This window comes from Flavobacterium alvei (assembly GCF_002920895.1).
Taxonomy (GTDB): domain Bacteria; phylum Bacteroidota; class Bacteroidia; order Flavobacteriales; family Flavobacteriaceae; genus Flavobacterium; species Flavobacterium alvei.
The window spans coordinates 478,766-500,753 of the sequence record NZ_PQVG01000003.1 but is presented as its reverse complement, the minus strand read 5'-3'; the positions used below and the strand labels follow the sequence as shown (position 1 = coordinate 500,753).

Here is a 21,988-nt window from a genome sequence, read left to right as displayed (position 1 = left end):
CGTTTGCCAGTATTTCAAATGAACGTCTGCGTCATTGCGGGTGCAAAAGTAGTGAGTCTTTTCAGTTAAACAATAGCTTTTTTAATCTTTTTTTAAAGTATTTTTTAAGTAGTTGGTTTGTCGAAGGTTACAACAACTCTTTTTTTCCTATTCTTGCATTTTACCCTAGGAATTTTGAAGATTTGAACGGTTTTGAAAGGATTGGGACCCGAAGGCACTTGGTTGCAATACCCATTGAAGACGATTCGTCGTATCAAAATAACCGGCAAAAACAGAACTTGACTCCCCAAAATAGCCCAAAAAGAAGCAAACCTCTTATTGGCACGCAGATTTTGCAGATCCTGGCAGATTACAAACATATATATAAAGGTAGTTTTTTTCGATAATACTAAACATATATAAAAAGGAGAACCTATCTGCCGAAAACAAATACCCTAGCCCCGATAGCAGTGGAAATCCTCTTGTGCCGGGGTTCGGCACAAGAGATTGCAACGGATAGCGGGAATAGCTCCTTGAAAAAACTAATCGAAACGAATGGCTTTTACTGGAGAGATTTTGGTTATTATATAGGAGGGAATCAATAAAACTAGAAAGCAAATTATGACTGTGAGAAGATTTAAAAGTAAGATATACCCCAAATTGATGTAAACTGGCGCTTGGTTGACATAATAGTTTTCGGGATTGAGTTTGATTATTCCGAAGTATTGCTGTATAAGTAGTAGAGAAATTCCTATCAGGTTCCCCCAGAACAATCCCCTTATAATTAAGTAAAAGGCGTTGTACAGGAATATTTTTCGTACGGACCAGTTGTTTGAGCCTAAAGCTTTGAGTATGCCAATCATTTGAGTGCGCTCAAGGATGAGCACTAGCAAAGCGACTACCATATTGATAGTGGCTACCAAAATCATTACTCCTAATATGATAACGATATTTAAATCGAAGAGTTTTAGCCATTCGAAAATGTAACTGTATTTTTCGATTATGGTTTTGGAATCGAGTGTTGATGATGTTTTTTCATAAACCTGTTCGCCAACGGACTTGATATTGTCAAAATCATTTGCAAAAACTTCAAAAGCTCCTACTTGATTCAGATTCCATTTATTCATTCGTTGTATGTGCCGAATATCTCCTATTATATAGGTAGCGTCGAGGTCTTGAAATCCTGAGTTGAAAATTCCTGAAATTTTAAACCTTCGGATGTTGGGCAATTTATTTTGATTTTCTTTGATAAAAAAAGTGTTGAATGAATCTCCAACCTTTAGATTGAGCCTGTTGGCAAGCAATTGCGAAATTAATACTTCTTGATTAAGTCCCTTTGAAAAATCAGGCACTTTTCCAGAAACAACATATTCCTTGATATTGTCCCATTGATAATCTGTACCAACTCCTTTTAAAATAATTCCTTCGAAAGCTGTTTCGGTTCTAATGATTCCTGCTTTGCTGGCGATGGCCTGAACATGACTTACTGCTGAAACTGAAGTAAATTTTGGATAAAAATCTTGCTTCTTTGAAATAGGAACCAATGTTACTTCGGATTGATTGTTGTCGTAATTCGTAATAATAACGTGTCCGTTGAAGGCTGAAACTTTGTCTCGGATTTTTTGTTGCAGCCCAATTCCTGTGGCTACCGACACAATCATCATAATCATTCCGATGGCAATGGCCGAAATGGCAATTTTTATGATGGGCGCAGAGATACTGCTTTTAAAATGTTTGGCAGTAATGAGTCGTTTGGCTATGAAATATTCTAGATTCAAAATTTTTAGTTTGCCACAAAGATACATAAAGTTTTTTGCCACAGATTACACCCATTTACACAGATGAAAATAGTTTTATACTTTTTTTCGTTGTGAAAATTTATAGCCCAAAAATTACAAAGGAAGTTTTTTCTTCATTTCTTCTACAATATTAAAAGCAGCAGGACAAATCGCCACATTCTTCAAAGTTAAATCTGCTATTTGCTGGAACTTCTTTCGGTCGGTATGCGGAAATTCTCGACATGCTTTTGGACGAACATTATAAATAAAACAGGTATTGTCTGAATCAAGAAAAGTACAAGGCACGGATTGCAATACATAATCTTTGTCTTCATCGATACGCAAATATTGGTCAATAAATTGTTGTGGTTTTTGGCGCAGGTGTTTCGAAATTCGTTCAATATCGGCAGAAGTGAATAATGGCCCTGTGGTTTTACAGCAATTGGCACATTCCAAACAATCGGTTTTCTTGAATTCGGCATCGTGCAAATCTTGCATCACATAATCCAAATTCTTGGGCGCTTTCTTTTTTAACTTGTCAAAATACTTTTTGGTTTCGTTATGTGTATCTTTGGCAAGTTTTCCGAGTTCGTTTAAATTTGGCTTTAACATTTTTTAGAATTTCTTTTGCAAAGTTAAACAACTTTTAAACGCTTAAACCTCTAAACTTTTAAACTTTTTTATGAAAGACCTTTTCGGAAAAGCCATACTCGATTTTCAAACCAACAATTCTCCCGAAGATTTAATTACCGAAACTTCCATTTCCGAAGCGGACGAAATGAGCGTTGCGTATCTTTTTAGAAGTTACAACGAAATGCCGAAATTGGAACAAAAAGCGCTTCAATTGGCTAAAGGCAAAGTGCTCGATGTGGGTTGTGGAGCGGGAAGTCATAGTTTGACTTTGCAAAACGACCGCAATTTAGATGTAACTTCAATAGACATTTCTCCCAATACCATCCAAACTTGTCAACTTCGTGGTTTGAAAAATGCCAAAGTTCAAGATATAATGACATTGGAAAACGAAAAATTCGATACTATTCTATTATTAATGAATGGCACGGGAATTTTTGGAAGCTTAAAAGAAACGCCCAACTATTTACAAAAACTAAAAAGTCTTCTAAACCCTAACGGACAAATACTAATCGATTCTTCTGACATCATTTATATGTTTGACGATGATGAAGACGGTGGAAAATGGATTCCAAGTAATGGTTATTATGGAGAACTCACATTTAGCGTTTCATACAAAAACGAAACCGAAGAAACTTTTCCATGGCTTTATCTTGATTATAATACTTTACAAAATGCGGCTTTCGCCAATGGGTTGCAATGCGAATTAATTTTAGAAGGAGAACATTTCGATTATTTAGCGAGACTTTCTATATAGAAAATAGAGTATAGAGAAGAGAATATAGATTACACTTCTATCAAATCAGTCGTAGCAATTATATCTTCCAAAGCTTTATATAAAATATCCAAGTCTTCTTGCGAATTATAGGCATTGATGGAATAACGTATAAAATAATTTCCATTCAAAGGCATTACTGGAATTTCGATTTTATATTTATTGAAAAGCAATTCTTTTAATGCTACAGGATTGGAAGTGTTTATTGGAACACTTGCCATTTGTACTAAAAACTCAGTTGTAATTGGGCAAATGGGTTGTGTATTTAATAAATCACAAAAACGTTGGTAATTATTCAAAACTATATTTCTACATTCCTTTGATTTGGTTTTCCAATCGTTCTCTTCCAAAAAATCGATCACTTTTGGCGTAGACAAGAATGCTGAAATATCTCTCGTTCCCTGAAATTCCTGATAATCCAGAAATTGACTTTCGCCTGGAGCAACACTTTCGTAACCCCAACCTACTACCAACGGATCCAACATTGGTTGATAATCCTTTTTTACATATAAAAAAGAACTTCCTTTTGGCGCCAACATCCATTTGTGGAGCGTTCCTGTATAAAAATCAGGATTCAATTCCATAATGTTCAAATCCATTTGACCCAAAACGTGTGCTCCGTCAATAATGGTTATTAATCCCAATTCACGGGCTTTGTCGCAAATTTCCTTTACAGGAAAAATCAATGCGGTGGCACTCGAAATTTGATTCAGGAAAACGATTTTAGTTTTTGAAGTATAGCCGCTCCAGAATTCTTCCAGCATTTGTTCTTTGGAAACGACAGGAAGCGAAATATTTTGACGAATATATTTAGCTCCCGATTTTTTGCAATAGAAATTCCAGGTTCTGTCCATCGCGCCATATTCGTGATTGGTGCTGAGAATTTCATCTCCTTCTTTCAAATCTAAACTTCGCATAATTGTATTAACCGCAAAAGTTGGATTGGGCGTAAAAAAGAAATCATTGGCATCGCAACCAATGTATTCTGACAATCTTTCCTTGGCCATTTTTAAATATTCCGCTTGTTTTTTTAGAATGAAATAAACCGGTTCGTTTTCCAATTCCGATTGCAAACGTTGGTATTCCCCAAAAATTGGTTTTGGACAAGCACCGAAAGAACCGTGATTTAAAAAAGTGATTGCAGGATCGAGAAGGAATTGCGATTTCATTCGGTTTAGTTTTTTGTAAATATAAAAAATCCCAAACAATGTTTGGGAAAATTATTATTTAGCTCCTATAGAGATTGGCAAACTATAAGTACACCTTACTTTTTGACCATTTTGCTCCCCAGGTGACCATTTTGGTGAAAGTTTCAAAACTCTGATGGCTTCTTTGCCTGTTCCATAACCAATATCCCTTAAAACTTTTATATCTGAAAGACTTCCATCTTTTTCAATTACGAAAGTCACATATATTTTACCCTTTAACCCTTCTGCTTTTGGAGTTTGATAATTTTCTGCAATAAATTTATAAAATTGATCCATACCACCGGGAAAATCCGGTTTTACTTCAATTCCAGCTGTGTTATAAACGGTGTTGTCCGATACACTTGTTGGCACTTGAACAGAATTTACATCTTTGTATTTTTCCATTATTACTTGCAATTCTTTACCCCATTCTTGCCCTGCCTTCATTGCTTTTTGAGTAAGTTCACCTGATTTTTCACTCATCTTTTTCCCGACTGGACTTTCATAAAAAGCGATCATTCCTTTTATATCTTCGGGCGTGTAAATTTCCATATATACTTTTGCCATTTTTTCATACATACTTGGCAAAGAAGCTTCAAATTCTTTCGAGAAATTTTCTTTTTTATTCTCTGGTATAATATTCAAAAATTTAAGTTTTGCAACCTTCATTGCTCCATCTGCCCCACTAATGGATATCAATTTTAAAACATCTGCTTTAAAATTCGCTTCTTGAGCCATAGTCATTTGGGCAATCAACACGAATGCAATAGAAAGAAATACTTTTTTCATTTTGTTTTGGTTATTAGTTTATTTCAAGAATACTTAAATAAATTTAAGGAATATTCAAATATTTATGTGTTTGTAAAGATACGCGCCATTTTGGATTATTCATTACGTAATCTACAATAAGTGGAGTCATTTCTTCTTTTTTGCTCCATTCGGGTTGAAGGAATAAAATGGCATTATCATTTACTAACGCCGCTTGTTCTTCGGCAAAAATGAAGTCGTGTTTGTTGTAAATAATCACTTTTAGCTCGTGCGCTTTGTCGTAAACGGTTTGCGTGGGCAATTTATTTTTCTTTGGCGAAAGACAAATCCAGTCCCAAGTTCCGGAAAGCGGATAAGCACCCGAAGTTTCGATATGCACTTTTCGATTATTTTCTTTTAACTTTTGAGTCAACAATGTCATATCCCAAGTCAAGGGTTCCCCACCAGTAACCACGACAGTGTCGGCATATTTACTGGCATTGGCAACAATCAAATCCGTGCTTGTTGGCGGATGCAGTTCGGCATTCCAGCTTTCTTTGACATCGCACCAATGACAACCCACATCGCAACCACCAATTCGTATAAAATAGGCAGCCGTTCCTGTGTGGAATCCTTCACCTTGAATGGTATAAAATTCTTCCATCAAGGGAAGCATTGCGCCTTTGTTGACTTCTAATTGTATTTCTTTTGATAACATTTCAATAATTTAAGAGTGCAAAGATAGTGAATTAAAAGCGTTGACTTATAAACATAAAAAAACCGATAGTCTTAAAAGAACTATCGGCTTTTAAAAGAAAAAATCTTGATTATTTTAATTTCAACAATGATTTGGTTGCGTAATCATTTGTCGGATCAATAGCAAGTGTTTTATTTAAATATTCAATTGCCTTAGCTTTATCAGTATTAGCATAACTAGCCGCAATATTATTATAAGACTCTATAACTTTTTTTGTTGTAGTTGGTTTTGCTAATTCTTCAGGTCCTTTTTCAGATATTTTTGCAATATAAGTTTCATAAAACTTAATTGTTAATTCGTCATTACCTATCATACTATTGGTTCTAGCTCTATAAATATAAGCATCTAGATAGGTAGGAGAAGCTACGGATACTTTTTCAAAAGCGACATCAGCTTTTTGTAATTCAACAATATCTTTTACTTCTTTTTTAGTATTACTATAGTAAATAGACAAACCGTAGTAAATATTATCCTCTGTATAATTTTTATCTTCAGGGTTTGTTGTTCCTAATTCAAATACAGGAATTGCCTCTTTATACAATTTCGCTGTAAACATCTTCTTTCCAATTTCATTCAATTCTTCTACACTCGCAGGATCAATTTCTATTGATTTTTTAATATCTGATAAACCTGAATTGTATAAATTAGAATCTATTGATAATCCATCCGCACTCAAACCCTTTTTGAATTTTGCAGTACCTAAATACATATAATCTTTTGCAATAACTTTGTTATCTGGATTAGCAATAAAGCTTTCCAATGATTTAATAGCAAGATCAACATTGCCATTTTCGTATGCAGAATATCCTAAATAACGAAAGATCCTAGGATTTACTTTATCCATTTCAATCATTTTATTGGCTTCTGCTTCCAATGCTTTATAATCTTTTACAAGTACAAGAAAGTCGGCGTGACGCATTCTTGAATGCAAAGAATGATCAGTAAGACTTAAGTATTTTTCATAATGCCCAATAGCAGTTTGCATATACTCTGCTGACTTCGAAGGTTTATTTCTTCCCCATTTATAATAGGTTTCAGCCAATTCTCTATAAACTGGCCCATAATTTGGGTTCAAAGCGATTACTTCGTTGAAAGATTTTATTGCTTCATCATATGATTTAGCACCTTTTAACAAAACACCCAACTGCATTTTGGCTCTAAGCAAAGTTGGATCAAATTGGAAAGCATTTCTATAAGCTGCATAAGCATCATTTTGATTCTTATCACCAATGTAAGCATCTCCAAGAGCTAATTGAACAATTGCATCGTTAGGATTTATCAATTTAGCCTTATTCAAAACCTCAATAGCTTTTTTAAAGTTAGGCTTTGTTGAATAGGTATAAGCTCTTCCTATAGCTATTAATTCCTCAATATCTTTCTTTTTTGTGTCTTTTAATGCTAAACCAAAGTTAGCTTCGGCAGCAGTTGTATTTCCGTTATCTAAATCGATTGTCCCTAATCCGATATGATTTAATCTTGCACCATCAGTTCCTGCTAAACCTCTTTGAAATGCAATTTTTGCTGAGTCAGTTACCGTTTGGATAAGATAGACATTTCCTAATATAAAGTTTGCTCTTCCGTCAATTGGATTAGCTTTAATTATCGATTTTAAAATCGATTTTGCATTTTCATATTGCTCGGCATCAATTGCCTTTTTAGCTGCATTAACATCTTGTGCAAAGCCAGAGGTAACTGAGGCCAGAAAAGCTATACTAAAAATCTTAAATTTGTTCATTTTATTTATAAATTTATTACTTATCATTACTAATTTTATTCCTAATATTAATTTTTCTACCTGGCATCATTACGGGTAACAATCCTGATTTCAAAATAATTCTTTGTCCAATGTCGCCTGCTACAAATGAAGAAAAACCCATTCCTAATCCAGAAAATCCTTGTGCATTAATTATATACAAATCACGTGCCAAAGGATATTTGCCTTCTGCAATGTTATTTTGACTTGGAAAATAATAGTTGTTGCTTTTAGAGCCTTTTACACTAAGAACATTTACCTTGTCAACGAATTCCTGCATGTCTGGCATAGGCTGGGTCAACCAATTTAAACCAATCACACCAATCATTCCTTCATTTTTAGCAACAAACTTAATTACCTCTTCGTTTGTCTTAAATGAATAAACACCCTTTTCTGGAATTTTATTAACTTTTGCTAATTCACTCATCAAGCGAACTGTACTTGAATTGGGATTATCAAAGACCAAACCTTTAATTTTTGCACTTTGTTTTCCCTGCATAAACTCAATTACACTCTTTAACTCTATTAAAGTGTCTTTATTGCTTTTGTTTGAAATAAAAGCTATAGCATCGGTGGCAAATTTAGTGATTTTTGGTGTTATTTTTTTTTGCTCAAAGATTTTATTTTCATTTAACGTCAAATTTCTAGATAAAATTGCAATACCTGACTTTTCTTTAACGAGAGAAACAACTAATTCTGATTCCGACTTAGAAACAAGCTTAATTTTAGCATCATATTTACTTTCAAAAACTGCTACTTGATCTTCAATAATTGGAGTCAAAGTTTCGTCAACATAAATAGTAGCGGAGCCTTTCAAAATAGTTTCTTTATCATTTTTTGATTGATCAGATTTGTTACACATCACAAACAAAACACAAACAAAGCCTAAAACAAAAAACTTACTAATTTTAAACATAACTATTCATTGTTTGAATTAAAAATCCTAAAAAACCTTATAAACGCATATACAATTAAAAGTACACCAAAAGCTATACGATAATTGAAATCCATCAAAATTGGCATTGATTTCCAAAAAATAAATACCAAGCCTAAAATGAGATATGCCAAAAAAATGGCCATACCCATAACGAAAAGAAATCGCTCTTTGAGCGATTTCTTCTGAAACTCTTTAATACTATTATTCAACATTATTCTGCTGATTGAATACTAATAGGTAAACTGAAAGTACATCTTACTTTTTTTCCATTTTGCTCACCTGGTGTCCATTTTGGACATTTTCCTAAAACACGGATAGCTTCTTTTCCTGTACCATAACCAATATCTCTAAGAACTTTGATATCTGTTAATGAACCATCTTTTTCTACTACAAATGTTACATAAACTTTTCCTTTAAGACCCTCCTCTTCTGGAGCTTGATAATTTTTTGCTACAAAAGCATTAAATTTTTCCATTCCTCCAGGAAAATCTGGTTTCACTTCGATACCTGCAGTGTTGTAAACTGTATTGTCTTCTTCTACTACTTGAGCATTAACATCTCCGTGTCCAACTTCCTCTACAGTTAGTAAAGCATTTTCGTCACCTTTTATGTTTTCTTTACCGATGTTTTTGTCTTTAAGATCCTTCACAACAGCAATCTCTTCAACAACTTCATCAGCTTTAGCAACCACAGGCTTCACAAATTTCACTTGATCCGCAACTGGTGGTGGTGGTGGTGGTGGTGGAAGATTTTCTTTTGGTTTTTCCTTTTTTGGAGGCAATTTAACTGCTGTAATTTTTGCATCCAAAGTAGTATCATCTTGACTCTCAGGAATCATACGCATTAACATTGGAATACTTACTAGAAAAGCAAAAAGAATTGTTCCAATTATGAAAGCTCGAGTAGTTCTCGTGGTTACTGATTTTCTCAAATCGTAAGCACCATAACTTTTATTACGCCCCTCGAAAACAATTTCAAGCCAGTGATTATTTAATAAATCTAATTTCATATTTCTTAATTATTAGGTTATTAGGTTAATAAGATTATTTCTTATTTCCTTCTAACAATTTTATTTCTTCGGGACTAAAATCATTAACAATTGCATAAGTAGGTACATCTACAATCGCCATTTCGTCTAATATATCAACTAAATTACGATAATTCGATTTTTTACCTGGTTTGATAATCACAATCATTCCTTTTTTAGGATCTCCTGTATATTTCAAAACCGCTTCTTTTCTTGATAATAATTCTTTACGAATCCCTTCTTTTCCATAAGCAAAATCTTTGGGAGCTCCACCAGCAACAGGAGTTGCTAATAAACCTACGTAACGAACTAATTTATCATTATCTCCCAACATTATGGTCATCGTACGATTTTCATCCACTTTGATATTCTGATCTTCTTCGTTAGGTTTTTCCTTGTCTGGCAACCCCAACTCCATTGCTTGTGGTTTAGACAAAGTTGTAGTAAGCATAAAGAAGGTAATCAACAAGAAGGCTAAATCCACCATAGCAGTTAAATCTACTTTTGAATTTTGCTTTTTACTTCTTACTTTCTTATCCTTACCGCCTCCACTGTCGCCTGTATTTAATTCAGCCATTTTAGTGTGTGTTTTTTAATTAAAAATTCTCTCCTCTCAAACCAGTAACTAAGCTAAAACTATTAATTCCCTGGTCTTGTAAAATATCCATTACTTTGCGAATTGATGGATACTCTTCTTTTGCATCTCCTTTAATAGCAATATGCAACTCTTCTTTGCTACCATTTGCATTATTGGCTTCATTATTTGCAATACGGGCATTTTTTACCCAGTCTGTCAATTGATTATCCAAAGAATCTTTGGGAATTCCCGGTTGACCTGCTTTACTACGTTCAGCAGTTTTCATTCCGATAAGTTGTTTTAAGTTTCCTATCGGCACACCAATACCTTCCATTAAAGAAAATTTGGCTTTCTCCTCATCGGTAAACTCTACACCGTATTTTTGACTCATCAATTCTAAAGTTCTTATACGAACTTCTCTTCCTTTCAAATCAAAAAACACTTTTCCTTTACCTCCAATAGTTAAAGTAGCTAAATTTGATTCAGGTAATTTTGTTTGTACAGTTGATGATGGCGTATCTACAGGCAATGCTTCTGGTATTTTGGCCGTAGCGGTCAAAATAAAAAAAGTAAGCAAAAGAAAAGCCACATCACACATAGCCGTCATATCAATAGACGCTGCTTTTTTGGACGATTTACCAGCCATTAATTTTTATATTTAAATTAGTAAGGTATTAGCGCTTATATAAAACGCTAATCCTTAAAAATTATTATTAATTATTTTTGTGTACCTCTGAAATGTCTGTAAGTATTCACGATTGTATTACCAGCCTCATCGATAGAGTAAGTCAAAGTATCAATTTTTGAAGTAAACAAGTTGTAAACGATAATTGCTAATGCAGAAGTAGAGATACCTGTAGCAGTATTGATAAGTGCTTCAGAAATACCATTTGCTAACATCGCTTGATCAGGAGTTCCTGAACTTGCTAACGCACCAAACGCTTTAATCATACCTGTTACCGTTCCTAATAATCCTGCAAGAGTTCCTAAAGAAACTAATGTAGAAAGAATAGTCATATGTTTTTCTAACATTGGCATTTCAAGAGAAGTAGATTCTTCTATTTCTTTGTGCAGTGTTTCTGCAGCAGTTTCACTATCTAAACCTTCTTTTTTAACTTCTTGATATTTCACTAAAGCTGATCTAATTGGATTTGCAACAGAACCTTGTTGTTTATCACAAGCAGCAATAGCTCCGTCAATATCTCCTGCTTTGATGCTTTTTTGAACATCTGCCATAAATTTATCCAAATTTCCTTTTCCAGCCGCTTTAGAAATAACAGCAAAACGCTCAAATGAGAAAACAATTACCATCAAAAGCAATCCCATCAAAACTGGTACAATTGGACCTCCTTTATAAACCATTGCTAAATAATTTCCTGGTAGTGGATGTCCAGTATTTACTCCACCCTCAAAGTTAGCTCCATCACCCATAATAAAATTCCAAATAATCCATCCAGCAAAAATACATGCTGCAATAATGATCAATGAAATACTTCCTCCTAAACCTGAACCTTTTTCTTTTTTAACGTTTGCCATTTTTTTTAATTTTAATAGTTTTAATAATTTATTTTATTGTTATAATAAACTTTGTTGAGGAGCAAATTTATATTTTTAGTTGATATAAAAAAACTTTTTTTACTAATTCTTTAATAATTTAACTTAGACTTTAAAAAGTGACATTTATCATCTTTTACATTAATTTCAACAAGTACTTATAAAATCCAAATTTTGTAGATAAAATAAGGCATTAACGACTAAATTTAAGTGTATTTTTAACACTTTTTAAAAAATACTTCAACACTTTTTTAATCCAAAATCTCAAATGAAGTTTCTTTTTTTTTATTACAATTATCTATCATAAATAAAACAAAAAAAATAATACCTTGCAATTGATTTTAATTCCTATCCAAATATGAGCAAAAAAGAAGAATTTATTCAGCATATAAATGACGGTTATCTTTCAAAAGGAGAAAGTATAATTCTAGGTGGTGCAATTTTAGACGGAGAAGCTTTGGCTGATGCGCACATTAAAATCCCACTAAAAACCTTAAACCGTCACGGATTGATTGCGGGTGCAACCGGAACTGGAAAAACAAAAACCATTCAAGTCTTGTCCGAACAATTATCATCGTTTGGAATTCCGGTTTTGATGATGGATATCAAAGGTGATTTTAGTGGTATTGCCAAAGAAGGCGAAGAAAAATCATTTATCACTGAACGTCACACCAAAATCAACATTCCTTATAAAGTATCGAGTTTTCCGGTAGAGTTAATGACTTTGTCTGAACAAAGCGGTGTGCGACTACGCTCTACCGTTTCTGAATTTGGTCCTGTTTTGTTTTCTAGAATCCTTGATTTGAATGACGTTCAAGCTGGAGTAATTTCTGTGATTTTCAAATATTGCGATGACAACAAAATGCCTCTTTTGGATTTGAAAGACATTAAAAAAGTAATCAATTATATTACCGAAGAAGGAAAAGACGAAATCGAAGAAAGCTATGGCAAGATTTCAACTTCTACTACAGGAACAATTCTCAGAAAAATAATAGAATTAGAACAACAAGGAGCTGATTTGTTTTTTGGAGAGCTATCTTTTGAAATTGATGATTTAATGCGCATCGACGAAAATGGAAAAGGCTATGTAAACATCATCCGCTTGACGGATATTCAAGACAAACCGAAACTTTTTTCGACCTTTATGTTAAGTTTATTGGCTGAAATTTACAACCAAATGCCCGAAAAAGGCGATGCAGACCAACCCGAATTGGTTATTTTTATTGACGAAGCGCATTTGATTTTCAAAGAAGCTAGCAAAACCTTGTTGGAACAAATAGAAACTATTGTAAAACTGATTCGTTCTAAAGGTGTTGGAATTTATTTTATAACCCAAAACCCAATGGATGTACCAAGTGGTGTTTTGGCACAATTGGGATTAAAAATCCAACACGCTTTAAGGGCTTTTACGGCTAATGACCGCCAAGCCATCAAACAAACTGCTGACAATTACCCTTCATCCGATTATTACAAAACTGACGAAATATTGACCAGTCTTGGCATTGGAGAAGCTTTAGTCACCGCTTTGAGCGAAAAAGGTACACCTACTCCACTAGCAGCAACTATGCTGCGTGCACCTATGAGCAGAATGGACATTTTGACCGAAAGCGAAATTCAAGAAATCAATTCTAAATCGAAATTAGTAAAAAAATACAGTGAACTTATTGATCGAGAAAGCGCATACGAAATGCTTACCAAAAAAATCGTAGCCGCCGAACAAGAAGTGACTCAACAACAGGAAGAAAAAGCAGCCGAAAAAGGAGATAAAAAATCTAGTGAAACGACTGGAACAGTAACCAAATCGGTTCTAAAAGTACTGACAAGTGCTACTTTTATTCGAGGAGCTTTTAGTGTTTTGAGTAAATTATTGAGGAAATAAAATCAATTTCATATTATTCGCTTTAAATGAAAGGATACGCAACAATAGGCTTACTCATATTATCAAATGTTTTTATGACTTTGGCGTGGTATGGACATTTGAAATTCAAGGAACTCAAATGGTTTGAAAACGCAAGTTTGATAACCATTGTTCTCATTAGCTGGGGATTGGCCTTGTTCGAATATTTTTTTCAAGTTCCTGCAAACCGGATAGGTTATGAAGGCAATGGCGGCCCATTTTCTTTAGTTCAATTAAAGGTAATACAGGAGGTGATAACTTTAGTTATTTTTGTGGGTTTCTCATTGCTTTTTTTCAAAAACGAAACCTTTAGATGGAATCATTTTGTAGGGTTTGTATTTTTAGTTTTGGCTGTTTACTTTATTTTCAAAAAATGAAAAAATATCTTGTACAAAAAACGCCTTTTGTAGTTCCAACTACCGATGGAAAACTTATTGAAGAACATCACGGAATTCCAACCACAAACAATCCAGCAATTTCTATTGCACATATGATTGCACCGCCACATTGGAAAGAACCTTTTCAAACGCCTGAATTTGAAGAATACACCTATGTCATAAAAGGAAAAAAGCAATTCATTATCGAAGGAGAAACTGTCGTTCTTGAAGCTGGACAATCGATCAAAATTGATAAAAATACCCGAGTTCAATATTCAAATCCGTTTGAAGAACCTTGCGAGTATATTGCCATTTGCACTCCCGCTTTTGATTTCACGAAAGTGCATCGGGAGGAAGAGTAAATTCAATTTCTTTAAACCGCAGTTACTATCTTCTATAAAATTGTCATTCCGACGAAGGAGGAATCTAGTGTTAGTTGCTCACGTTTGTTGAGATTCTTCCTTCGTCAGAATGACAAAATCATCGACAAAATCCCTTAACTTAATGACATTGCGCTATCGCTCGATTCCTTCTTAGTCGGAATTGACAAATAGACGTAGTTATTTAATAGGCACAAAAACCAATTTTGTCGAAGTCTTTTCAATTTCTTCCTTATTCATTTTCATTTTTCTGAATTTCCCTGAGTTGTACATTTCTGCTTGATCGCTATAATGCTTGCTGAACGGATTTCCAGATTGTCCTGTTGGCAAAATGCTCATACTGTTTTCAATATCCGAAAAATCTATTACTCTTCGGGTTGATGGCCCACCTTTTACTTGATATTCACCAGAATATGAAAAACTAAAAAACAGGTTGTTTATCACTTCTGTCGAACCTGGAACTTCAAATATACCAACATTGAAAACAGGTCGCAAAGCAGCAACTTTACCCAATGGATGCTGATGATCCAAAATGTGAATTCTGTTCCAAGTCCAAGAATTGATGTCTTTTCCCAATTGTTTTTCGAGTGCTGTTATCGCTTCGTGAAATGATTTATTTAGAATTTCTACTCTAGTTTCTTTTTGGTTTTTTGTGGTAACATCATCCCACCAAATGGAGTTTTCATTTCTGCTTTGCGGCTCAATAATTTGTTTAATAATATGAGTGCTCAAAAGCATTTCAAAATCGGTCTCGCCCAACTCATCTTGAAACGTATTTTTCAAATAATTATAAATCCATTTTTGGTAAATAGTAGGAGCAACATCCTTTAATTCATTCGAACCTTTCCATTTTTTTAGAATTGAAATAGCTTGTTTTTCACTGTTAGAAAGTGATTTAGCATCTAATGTTGCAATTAAATTAGCAGTAATACTTGGCGTAATCGAAGAAGTATTATCATTCAACATTTTTCCAACATCTTCTTTTGTCCAATTGTTTTTGGGTTGCAATAAAGTCGAAATCCTTTTAGCTCTATCTCGTGGCAAATAATAACCCGGATACAAATGCCCATCAACCGCTTCGGGCTGATTATTGGCGGAATAAATATAATTCCAAGATGGATTTATAGCATGTGGGTTTTTGGAGAAATCCAGAAATTCTTTTTTATCATCAATGCCATTTGTACCATTTAAAATAAAATTTGGATTGATAGATTTGTCTAATTTATAGAGCTTTCCCGAAGTATTCCAAGCAATATTTCCTTTGGCATCACCATACATAATATTTAATCCTGGCGCAGCAATTAGTGAAACTCCTTTCCTAAAATCATTCAAATTTTCGGAATGCGAAAGCGAATAAACTGCTTCGAGAATTTGGTTTTTTTGTTGGGTATAAATCCACGACATTGCTACTGCTTTTGTTCCTTTGATTCCATCCAATAAATCGTTCATTATTGGGCCGTGTTGGGTTTCTCGAACTTCTAAAACCACATCCGAGCTGTCTTTGATTTTGATGCTTTCTTTACGAATTGTATAATTCTGGAAACCGTTGGCAGTTTTGTATTGGTTTTTATTCTTTGGATTGTCTTCTTCCTGAAACAAATCGAGATCATCATTTTCGAACATCGTTAGTCCAAAAGCATAATTCCGATTGTGTGCCAAAAGTGGAAAAGGTGTTCCTGCCAAATAATAGCCATACATTTCGTAATCGGGTACCACAATATGTGCTTCGTACCAAGTGCAAGGTTGCGAAAAAGCAATATGCGGATCATTGGCAAACAGCACTTTCCCGTTCTTGGTTTTTTGGGGAGCAATAACCCAACTGTTACTTCCTATGAAAGCTGGAACAGGCGAATTATCGAGCAAACTGGCAACTGATTTGGAAATTTTGGCATACTCGATGGCTTTTCCATCGAAATTTTTGATTTGAGTAATTCCCAGCGAACCGTCTAAACCAAAATCTTTTAGATATTCCGAGCCTAATTTATCTCGAATATCAGTCAATAACGGATCTGTTTTTTGTGCCATTGCAAAACTAAAAGACATATATCCAAAGATGTTGTAAACGTCTCTCAGGGTAAATTTATCTTTTTTCAATCCTAATATTTGAAATTCGATAGGTGTTTTTCCTTCTTCCATATATTGATTGATTCCATCAAGATAAGCCATAGCCAATTGATAAGCCTCGGAGTTTTTATCCAAGTTGGCGATTGCCTTTTCGGAATTTTCATCGATGCCTAATCCAGCGAAAAATCGATCGGTTTTCAATAATTTCGAACCAAACATTTCTGATAATCGTCCAGGAGCAATGCGTCGCAATAATTCCATTTGCCACAAACGATCTTGAGCGTGTACATAACCCAAAGCGGTCATTGCGTCTTTCTGGGAATTGGCATAAATGTGTGGAACGCCAAAATCGTCAAAATAAACCGTTGTTTCATTCTTAATATTCTTTAATTTTTGTTCTCCTTCATAAGTTGGTTTTGAGTAAAAATAAAACCCAATTGATACCAATACCAAAATAACGAACATGGCAATTATACTAAGAAGAATCTTTTTTAGCGTTTTCATTTAAATTAGGAATATCTTATAATTATTAGGACTGGAAATTTAACGATTTTTTAGTTCATCGCCTACATTCCTAAAATTATTTATTTTACGAAGATTTATTTAAAAGTACCGTAAAAGTTCAAAAAAAAAATCTCGCCATTGCTGACGAGATTTATGGAGAATCTGAAATAAATTCAGATTAAATAATTAACATCGCATCACCATAAGAATAGAATTTGTATCCTTCTTTGATGGCTTCGTCGTAGGCTTTACGCATTAAATCGTGTCCACAGAAAGCAGAAATCATCATCAATAAAGTTGATTTTGGGGTATGGAAATTGGTAATCATACAGGTTGCCACGCTAAAATCATGTGGAGGAAAAATAAATTTATTAGTCCAACCGTCATAAGGGTTTAAAGTTCTTTGTGAAGAAACCGAGCTTTCTATAGCACGCATTGAGGTAGTTCCTACGGCACAAATACGTTTTCTTTTCCCTTTTGCTTCATTCACAACATCACAGGCTTCTTGAGTAATTTTTAACTCCTCAGAATCCATTTTGTGTTTAGACAAATCTTCTACCTCGACTGGGTTGAAAGTTCCTAAACCTACATGAAGTGTCACTTCAGCAAACTTCACTCCTTTTATTTCTAATCTTTTCAACAAATGCTTAGAAAAGTGCAAACCAGCAGTTGGTGCTGCAACAGCCCCTTCTTCTTTGGCATAAATGGTTTGGTAACGATCTGCATCTTCTGGAGTTACATCTCTGTTAATATATTTTGGGATTGGAGTTTCACCCAATTCAGTTAATTTATTTCTGAATTCATCATAAGAACCGTCGTATAGGAAACGTAAAGTTCTTCCACGAGAAGTGGTATTATCTATTACTTCGGCAACTAATGAATCGTCATCGCCAAAATACAATTTGTTTCCAATTCTGATTTTACGTGCTGGATCTACTAGTACATCCCAAAGCCTTTGTTCTGCATTTAGTTCTCTCAACAAAAAAACTTCGATTCTTGCACCAGTTTTTTCTTTATTTCCATACAAACGAGCAGGAAAAACTTTAGTATTATTCAAAATCATAACGTCACCTTCATCAAAATAATTGATAACGTCTTTGAACATTTTGTGTTCTATAGTTCCTTTTTTGCGATCAATTACCATCAAACGAGATTCGTCTCTGTTTTCGGCTGGATATTCTGCAAGAAGTTCTTTTGGTAAATTGAATTGAAAATGTGATAATTTCATTTGAAAAAGTTATGAGTTATGAATTATGAATTATGAGTTTTGAGTTCATAATCTTAAATCGTGTGCAAATATACGATTGCGAAATAGGCGTTGTCAAGTGTTTCGAGGTTTATTTTTATTTTCACCGCAAAGACGCTAGGTCGCAAAGTTTTATATTTCAGAAATTTGAAAACCAATGTTTCTCAAATCGGTCCAAAAATCAGGATAGGATTTTGAAACTACTTCGGCATTTTCGATATTAATTGGCACTTTTAAAGCCAAAGGAGCGAATGCCATTGCCATTCTATGGTCGTTATAAGTAGCAATTTTCACATTATGAAGAATCTCTTTTGTTGCAACTAAAGTCAAGCTATCGTTAGTTACTGAAATGTTGGCTCCTAGTTTTGTCAATTCAATTCGAAGTGCTTCTAGCCTGTCGGTTTCTTTGATTTTCAAGGTGTGAAGTCCCGTCAAATGACAACCAATTCCTAAACCAAGACAAGTTACCACAATAGTTTGGGCAATATCGGGCGTATTATTCAAATCGAAAGTAAGATTTTCTTGGGCGAAATTCGATTTTCTAGTCAATGTCAATCGATTATTTTCGAACTTCGATTCAACACCCATTTTTCCGTATAATTCTACTAAAGCAGAATCACCTTGCAAACTATTTTGTTTGTAACTCGACAATGTAATTGCTGTTTCTGGTTCGGACAAAGCAGCCAAACTAAAAAAGTAAGATGCAGAACTCCAATCGGATTCCACAGTCATCACTTTCGATGCTACTTCGTGTTTTGAATATACTTTGATTACATTGCCTTCAAAACTGGTTTGAATATCTAAATCATTTAGCAAAGCCAAAGTCATTTTGATATAAGGGACAGATGTTATTTCGCCCACCAAAGTCAATTCGATTCCGTTTTGTAATTTTGGAGCAACTAACAATAAAGCCGAAATATATTGGCTACTTACATTAGCTGGAATAGAAACTTTATTTGCTATAATTTTTTGTCCCTTGATTCGAATAGGCGGATAACCTTCTTCGTTTTCATACGAGATTTGTGCTCCTAATTGCTGCAAAGCTTCGACCAAGACTTTTATTGGTCGCTCCGTCATTCTTTGCGAACCTGTCAAAACCACTTCTCGACCTTCATTTACAGCAAAAAAAGCAGTAAGAAAACGCATTGCCGTTCCTGCATGATGAATATCAACTAATTGTGAATTGTCAATTGTGAATTGTGAATTATTTAATGCTTTTTGCATCACTTCGCTATCATCAGAATTGGAAGTGTTTTCCAAAGTAATATTCGGGAACAAGGCTTGCAATAACAAAAGTCGGTTGGTTTCTGATTTGGAACCTGTTATATTTAACTGTGAATTATGAATTGTAAATGGTGAATTTGTTTTTAATAGTAAATTCATTGTATCGAGAATAAGTTATATTTAGTAAGGGTGCGAATTTACAATTCATAATTCACAATTCACAATTATTTTAATTTGTCGTTGTTTTTGTGGCGGTCTTTGTCTCTAACGGATTTCAAATCCATTTTTTTATCGAAAGCAGCTTGCAAATCGATTCCGGTTTGGTTTGCTAGGCATAAAACCACGAAAACCACATCGGCTAATTCTTCGCCTAGGTCTTTATTTTTATCGCTTTCTTTTTCGGATTGTTCGCCATAACGACGGGCGATTATTCGGGCTACTTCGCCTACTTCTTCAGTAAGTTGTGCCATATTGGTTAGTTCGTTGAAGTAGCGAACGCCGTGTTCTTTGATCCAAGTGTCAACTTCGAGTTGGGAGTTTTTTAGGTTCATTGGTTTTGGTTTTTGAAAACCCAAAGGTATTTATTCTAAAAATTGATTGCTTATATTTTCTTCAAAACTATTTTTTCGTTTTGTTTGTCTATCATTTGTTTGAAAAAGCTTTTTAGTTCATCATAAAAATTAGAGGAAACCATTCCTTTGTTTATATCTTCTGTAATCACAATTTGAATCCTACTGCCCGAAGCGAGACAATTGAAACTAAACGTGCACACATTTTCTCTTGTTTGAATTTTTATTGGTTTGGGCAGGGATTCCAACTCATATCCTTGAGGGATATCAATATTGAAATTGAATTTTTCTTGTTTTGGACAACCAAAATATACAGGACATTCTCTTTCCTCTTGAACAAAAGGATTTTTGGTTTGTGTGAAAAATAATTTTGGGTTGATGTACATTTTATCGCCAATTATCTCACATTCGTTATCGGCGGTAAAAGTAAAATTCTCAATAATTGGTTTCGATAAATCTTTGCTATTTTCTATTCCATAGTTGGAAATTTGAATCCCTTTTAAATCGTTTTCTACTTTTTCGAGATAATTTTGCTGGTTCATTCCTAAAAATTTTTCTCTAAATGCAAAAGCTTCATAATCCGACCTATAGACTGTATATTTCCCAGATATTTTTCCTTTTTCATCAATTGCAAACATCATGTTTGTCGATTTTTTTGATGGAAAGCTAGGCATTAATTTAATTTCTTGAGAAGTACCATCTTGATTTATTAATCTTCCAGTCCAGTTTATGGCATATAATGGTAAAATGTTTTGAGTTGTATTTTTATTAGACGCGTCGAGCAAAACTTGTTTTCCATCTATTTCAACGGCAGCAATTACATAATTAAAAATGGTTCGGTTGGGATAAACGGGGACACCATTATCCAGAGTACTTAACAACACTGGAGAAGCTTTGATTCCTGCAAAATTTAGCATAGAAATCAAAATAAAGTTAATTTCGGCCGTATTTCCTGTTGCATCAATATAGGCTTGTTTCACACCTTTGTCCACATAATACCCTTTTTTATTATTCCAGTTCATTTTGTCCTGCACAAATTTGAATATAACATCCAATCGCTTATCTGGTGATTCTATATTTTTAAGAATCAAGGGCAAATCTTGCTTGATATAATCTCTTTCTTGTAATTCTTTTCCAAAATCTTTGTCTTCATAGATTGTTTTGGCCACACCTTCCCAAGTTGTAGAATAATTCTTTACTGGTGCTTGGTAAAATTGAGTTTTCTCTAACTCATGAGTAACAGACAAACGATAATTTTCAATATTATCTACGAAAGGTTCTTGTTTTAGAGCAGGAATATTGTAAGCACTATAGGTGTTTTTGGCTTGTTCGAAATTTACATTTTCTGATCTCATTGTCCCGTCGTTTAATGTATAATTTAGGGAACCTCGCTCAAGTTTTGATTCAAATATTAATTCTGATGATCGCTTTGCAATTGCTTTATAAACAAAAAAACCAGGTATTTGAGTTGTGTATTCTGAATAATTTACAAAGATGTCTTTTTGGAAATTAAAATCTGGAAATTCAACTATGTTTTCTGATTTCAAAACGTACTTAAACTCTACTATTGAACCCACTTTTACATTAGGCATTGTAATGGATTCTTCTTTCCAATACTTATTTATTGAAGTTTTAAAATTGCCTTCGCTAGCCAATTTTGTTTTAACAACCTTTCCGTTTTCGAGATTTGAAGTATAACAATCTGAAAACTCTACTCTATCATCATTAAGCTTTTCATAACCTATTCGATACGGCACTTTGTAATTCGCCCATTTTAATCCTTCCTTTTTATAGATTTTAATTCTGAAGGTGTTCTCAGTATTAATGCTAAAACCGACTCTTGGATCATAACTAAAAAAAGTTCTGGCTTTATTAAAAAGTATTGCGGCTACAGCAGCTGTATCTATTGGATGTTTTTTTTCTTCTAATGCTGCTACTGTGACCTTTCCAAAATCTACTTTTTGAGCAATTCCTTGTGAAAAAGAAACAACAAACAACAGGATTGTAATTATTCTGACTTTCATAA

General features: G+C 34.0%; 21 protein-coding genes. 5 read left to right on the top strand and 16 right to left on the bottom strand.

All coding sequences use genetic code 11. The annotated features are described in order from the left end of the window. A partial coding sequence (locus tag C3L50_RS16415; RefSeq protein ID WP_207764312.1) for a hypothetical protein occupies positions 1-386 on the top strand: 386 nt, incomplete at its 5' end. Positions 387-521: 135 nt separating this feature from the next. Here C3L50_RS16415 and C3L50_RS07520 read toward each other — a convergent pair. Further along, complete coding sequence (locus C3L50_RS07520) at positions 522-1,757, bottom strand: ABC transporter permease (RefSeq protein WP_103805566.1); 1,236 nt, start codon at positions 1,755-1,757, stop codon at positions 522-524. Positions 1,758-1,871: 114 nt separating this feature from the next. After that, positions 1,872-2,369 carry a YkgJ family cysteine cluster protein gene (locus C3L50_RS07515; RefSeq protein ID WP_103805542.1) on the bottom strand — a complete coding sequence of 166 codons (498 nt, stop codon included), beginning with the start codon at positions 2,367-2,369 and terminating at the stop codon, positions 1,872-1,874. A 70-nt stretch (positions 2,370-2,439) separates the two neighbouring features. Between C3L50_RS07515 and C3L50_RS07510 the strand changes: the two genes are divergently transcribed. Then, entirely contained in the window at positions 2,440-3,144 is a 705-nt protein-coding gene (locus C3L50_RS07510; RefSeq protein WP_103805541.1) for a class I SAM-dependent methyltransferase, read from the top strand. 29 nt (positions 3,145-3,173) lie between these two features. On the opposite strand, the gene C3L50_RS07505 is transcribed toward C3L50_RS07510, so the two are convergent. The 9 genes from C3L50_RS07505 to C3L50_RS07460 form a co-directional block, all read right to left on the bottom strand. Beyond that, positions 3,174-4,331: an aminotransferase class V-fold PLP-dependent enzyme gene (locus C3L50_RS07505; protein WP_103805540.1), complete on the bottom strand. Its 1,158-nt coding sequence runs from the start codon at positions 4,329-4,331 to the stop codon at positions 3,174-3,176. A 54-nt stretch (positions 4,332-4,385) separates the two neighbouring features. Next, on the bottom strand, positions 4,386-5,138 hold the full coding sequence (locus C3L50_RS07500; protein WP_103805539.1) for a DUF2059 domain-containing protein: 753 nt from the start codon (positions 5,136-5,138) through the stop codon (positions 4,386-4,388). 43 nt (positions 5,139-5,181) lie between these two features. Continuing rightward, positions 5,182-5,814 carry a 7-carboxy-7-deazaguanine synthase QueE gene (locus tag C3L50_RS07495; protein ID WP_103805538.1) on the bottom strand — a complete coding sequence of 211 codons (633 nt, stop codon included), beginning with the start codon at positions 5,812-5,814 and terminating at the stop codon, positions 5,182-5,184. 109 nt (positions 5,815-5,923) lie between these two features. Beyond that, positions 5,924-7,588 (bottom strand): tetratricopeptide repeat protein, encoded by a 1,665-nt coding sequence (locus C3L50_RS07490; protein ID WP_103805565.1) that lies wholly within the window; start codon positions 7,586-7,588, stop codon positions 5,924-5,926. A 16-nt stretch (positions 7,589-7,604) separates the two neighbouring features. After that, on the bottom strand, positions 7,605-8,522 hold the full coding sequence (locus C3L50_RS07485) for a PstS family phosphate ABC transporter substrate-binding protein (RefSeq protein ID WP_103805537.1): 918 nt from the start codon (positions 8,520-8,522) through the stop codon (positions 7,605-7,607). Between the two features lie 232 nt (positions 8,523-8,754). Then, entirely contained in the window at positions 8,755-9,552 is a 798-nt protein-coding gene (locus C3L50_RS07475; RefSeq protein WP_103805535.1) for an energy transducer TonB, read from the bottom strand. Positions 9,553-9,586: 34 nt separating this feature from the next. Continuing rightward, positions 9,587-10,147, bottom strand: coding sequence for an ExbD/TolR family protein (locus tag C3L50_RS07470; RefSeq protein ID WP_103805534.1), 561 nt, complete (start codon positions 10,145-10,147; stop codon positions 9,587-9,589). A gap of 19 nt (positions 10,148-10,166) precedes the next feature. Continuing rightward, a complete protein-coding gene (locus tag C3L50_RS07465; RefSeq protein WP_103805533.1) occupies positions 10,167-10,793 on the bottom strand; it encodes an ExbD/TolR family protein in 627 nt (208 codons plus the stop codon). A gap of 71 nt (positions 10,794-10,864) precedes the next feature. Further along, on the bottom strand, positions 10,865-11,683 hold the full coding sequence (locus C3L50_RS07460) for a MotA/TolQ/ExbB proton channel family protein (RefSeq protein WP_103805532.1): 819 nt from the start codon (positions 11,681-11,683) through the stop codon (positions 10,865-10,867). Between the two features lie 376 nt (positions 11,684-12,059). Here C3L50_RS07460 and C3L50_RS07455 point away from each other — a divergent pair, with 376 nt between their 5' ends. From C3L50_RS07455 to C3L50_RS07445, 3 genes are read left to right on the top strand one after another with little or no spacing between them, the layout of a single operon-like run. Continuing rightward, positions 12,060-13,580 carry a helicase HerA-like domain-containing protein gene (locus C3L50_RS07455; RefSeq protein WP_103805531.1) on the top strand — a complete coding sequence of 507 codons (1,521 nt, stop codon included), beginning with the start codon at positions 12,060-12,062 and terminating at the stop codon, positions 13,578-13,580. Between the two features lie 26 nt (positions 13,581-13,606). Beyond that, complete coding sequence (locus tag C3L50_RS07450) at positions 13,607-13,975, top strand: DMT family protein (RefSeq protein WP_103805530.1); 369 nt, start codon at positions 13,607-13,609, stop codon at positions 13,973-13,975. Continuing rightward, complete coding sequence (locus tag C3L50_RS07445; RefSeq protein ID WP_103805529.1) at positions 13,972-14,337, top strand: cupin domain-containing protein; 366 nt, start codon at positions 13,972-13,974, stop codon at positions 14,335-14,337. Before C3L50_RS07450 ends, C3L50_RS07445 begins: the two co-directional genes overlap by 4 nt. 198 nt (positions 14,338-14,535) lie before the next feature. Here the strand turns inward: C3L50_RS07445 and C3L50_RS07440 are convergent, their stop codons facing one another. The 5 genes from C3L50_RS07440 to C3L50_RS07420 form a co-directional block, all read right to left on the bottom strand. Next, positions 14,536-16,923 (bottom strand): penicillin acylase family protein, encoded by a 2,388-nt coding sequence (locus C3L50_RS07440; RefSeq protein ID WP_103805528.1) that lies wholly within the window; start codon positions 16,921-16,923, stop codon positions 14,536-14,538. Positions 16,924-17,101: 178 nt separating this feature from the next. Continuing rightward, complete coding sequence (queA, locus tag C3L50_RS07435; protein WP_103805527.1) at positions 17,102-18,151, bottom strand: tRNA preQ1(34) S-adenosylmethionine ribosyltransferase-isomerase QueA; 1,050 nt, start codon at positions 18,149-18,151, stop codon at positions 17,102-17,104. Between the two features lie 150 nt (positions 18,152-18,301). After that, entirely contained in the window at positions 18,302-19,552 is a 1,251-nt protein-coding gene (aroA, locus tag C3L50_RS07430) for a 3-phosphoshikimate 1-carboxyvinyltransferase (protein WP_103805526.1), read from the bottom strand. Positions 19,553-19,617: 65 nt separating this feature from the next. Next, on the bottom strand, positions 19,618-19,944 hold the full coding sequence (locus C3L50_RS07425; protein ID WP_103805564.1) for a nucleotide pyrophosphohydrolase: 327 nt from the start codon (positions 19,942-19,944) through the stop codon (positions 19,618-19,620). Between the two features lie 50 nt (positions 19,945-19,994). After that, complete coding sequence (locus C3L50_RS07420) at positions 19,995-21,986, bottom strand: DUF3857 domain-containing protein (protein ID WP_103805525.1); 1,992 nt, start codon at positions 21,984-21,986, stop codon at positions 19,995-19,997. Positions 21,987-21,988: the final 2 nt, after the last annotated feature.